Source organism: Falsiroseomonas sp. E2-1-a20, from assembly GCF_051433195.1.
In the GTDB taxonomy this organism is placed as follows: Bacteria; Pseudomonadota; Alphaproteobacteria; order Acetobacterales; family Acetobacteraceae; genus Falsiroseomonas.
Window position 1 is genome coordinate 1 of the sequence record NZ_JBHMFT010000138.1, and the last position, 1,656, is coordinate 1,656.

Annotated in this window: 2 protein-coding genes; both read left to right on the plus strand. The window is 68.3% G+C overall.

The genetic code is table 11. The features are described 5' to 3' along the window. The coding region (locus tag ACFHPP_RS30950) for an IS3 family transposase (RefSeq protein ID WP_437167068.1) at nucleotides 1-867 on the plus strand (867 nt) is incomplete at its 5' end. 43 nt (nucleotides 868-910) lie between these two features. After that, nucleotides 911-1,423, plus strand: a complete 513-nt coding sequence (locus tag ACFHPP_RS30955; protein ID WP_437167069.1) for a LysR substrate-binding domain-containing protein — start codon at nucleotides 911-913, stop codon at nucleotides 1,421-1,423. The last annotated feature ends 233 nt before the right edge of the window (nucleotides 1,424-1,656 follow it).

The following is a 1,656-nucleotide window of genomic DNA, read 5'->3' on the forward strand; positions in this document are numbered from 1 at the left end:
TCAGCCCTGGCGCATCATGTCCATCGGACTGCGGGACTGGGCATATGGGTTCTGATCAGTGGGAGTTGGTATCAGCGCAGAATGCCCGAGATGGCCGACGACGAAGCGGCGCTGACGGCGGCAATCATCGACTGGGCGCGGCAGTACGGGCGGTACGGATACCGCCGCATCACGGCACTGCTGCGGGCTGAAGGCTGGCGGTGCAACCACAAGCGCGTGGAGCGCATCTGGCGGCGCGAGGGGCTGAAGGTGCCGCCGCGGCAGCCGAAGCGCGGGCGGCTGTGGCTGAATGACGGCTCCTGCATCCGCCTGCGTCCTGACCGGCCAAACCAGGTCTGGGCTTATGACTTCGTCGAGGACCGCACCCGGGATGGCCGCAAGTTACGCATGCTGTGCGTGGTGGACGAGTTCTCGCGCGAGGCGCTCGCCATCCGGGTCGCGCGCAAGTTGGGGGCGGCTGATGTGATCGACGTGCTGGCGGACCTCTTCATCGTCCGCGGCACGCCAGCCCATATCCGTTCCGATAACGGGCCGGAATTCGCGGCGACGGCGGTGAAGGGCTGGATCAGCGGTGTCGGTGCCAAGACCGCCTTCATAGAACCCGGCAGCCCGTGGGAGAATAGATACGTGGAGAGCTTCAACGGCAAGCTGCGCGACGAGCTGCTGGCAGCCGAGATCTTCAACACGCTTGCTGAGGCAAAGGTGCTGATCGAAAATTGGCGAGTGCACTACAATACAGCGCGCCCGCATTCCTCACTCGGCTACCGGCCGCCCGCACCCGAGGTGATCATGCCGAGAGCCCCTGCCGCGGCCACCGGTCCTGGTCCGGCAGGATCAGCCCAGCCTGCTACAGCGACAATCCACTAAAATTTCCCCCGGACCACTCAATGGGGGCTGGTCAGACGTCGAGTTGGACGAGCGCCCCAGCCCCGAGGCGGCGCGCGCCGTCGCGGAGGAGGAGGCCGATGTCGGAGTTGCGGCGAGCCATGCGGACCTGTCGGGTCTGGAGGCCACGCCCTTCCGGATCGATCGCCTGGTGCTGGTCGCGCCGCGCGGTCATCCCCTGGCTCGCCGCGAGCGGATCGCCTTCGCAGAGGCTCTGGGGAGCGAGTTCGTGGGCCTGTCCGGCGATGTGGCACTTGGTGGGCACCTTGACGGGCACGCCGCACGAGCGGGTGGGCGGCTGCGGACGCGCGTGCGGGTGCGTGGGCTGGACGCCGCCTGCCGCATGGTCGCCCTCGGCGCCGGCATCGCCGTGGTGCCAGAGGTCATGGCGCAGCGATCGGGCGACGCGGAGGCGCTCGCCTTCGTACCCCTGGTAGATTCGTGGGCTGAGAGACGGCTGGTCGTCATCGTGCGGCGCCGCGACGCGCTGTCGTCCCATGCCCGGCGGCTGGCGGAGCATCTCGCCGGAGCTGCCTAAGGACGGAGCGGGGGCGCTCGGAACGTCCGCATCCCGCGTCCAACTTGCCGGACGCTGGTTCGCCGTTGCGGCCCTAACGGGTGGTTATCCGCTTGAGCGCGTTCCAGGTCGCGTCGGTGACGAACCCGTAGACCAGGTGCGCGACCAGCCCGCGTGCATGTGCCTGCCAGGGATAGCGCCTCGGGTGGGCGGACAGGCCGGCGGCTGCATTGACCAACTCGTCCTGCAGCAGA